This window comes from Kocuria sp. CPCC 205231 (assembly GCF_040980965.1).
Taxonomy (GTDB): Bacteria; Actinomycetota; Actinomycetes; order Actinomycetales; family Micrococcaceae; genus Kocuria; species Kocuria rosea.
Genome location: NZ_JAVKPP010000070.1, coordinates 1 through 760, shown reverse-complemented (window position 1 = coordinate 760; position 760 = coordinate 1). Strand labels below are relative to the sequence as shown.

At 44.6% G+C, this 760-nt stretch carries 1 protein-coding gene; it reads right to left on the bottom strand.

The window, feature by feature from the left end; translation table 11 throughout:
* Positions 1-750 (bottom strand): IS3 family transposase (locus RF640_RS18900; RefSeq protein ID WP_368828663.1); only part of this gene is annotated, 750 nt, incomplete at its 3' end.
* Positions 751-760: the final 10 nt, after the last annotated feature.

The window sequence follows — 760 nt, the reverse complement described above, 5'->3', positions numbered from 1 at the left end:
ATTGTAATAATCCACGTATGCGTCCAAGGCCTCCTCGAACTCCTCTCTTGAATTACATGTCTCAATCTTGAAGTCTATGAACAATTCCTCTTTTATCCATCCGTTGAGGGATTCGTTCACAGGGTTGTCTGTAGGCTTTCCTGCCCTGGACATAGACCTCACAATCATCGTGTCCTTTATCAGCTCATTATAGGCGAGCGAAGCATACACGCTACCTTGGTCCGTATGAAGAACAGTTGGCTCATCTGTGCCCTTCAACAGGTTGATGACATCATTTAGCCCATCAATGTACTGGTCTCTATGTCCACGTCTCTCAGCCACATGCCACGTTAGGATTTCTTTCGTAAAGACATCGAAATACATGGTCAACTCAAAGAAGAACCAAGAGTATTTGATGACTGTCATGTCAGAGACGATAACTTGTCGAGGTCTGTCTACCGTGTCCCACGTGGAATAAATGAGGTTGGGGTACTTATCCTTTACCTTACGTGGTTTGTAATGTATCTTGTGTCTCGTTTGTGACTGAATACCAAGATATTGGAAGCATTTATAAGAGAAATTGTCGCTGATACTCAACTGTAAATTGATTCTTATGTACGCCGCCACCCACCTGTAGCCATGTGTAGGGTGTTCCGAGTGTATGTCCTCAACCACACCCACCATGAACTCACGATTGATCTCACGGGATGAAGGCTCTCTTCTAAGCCACTTGTAATACCCCGACCGACTTACTCCCATCATCTTGCAGATATCCTTGACA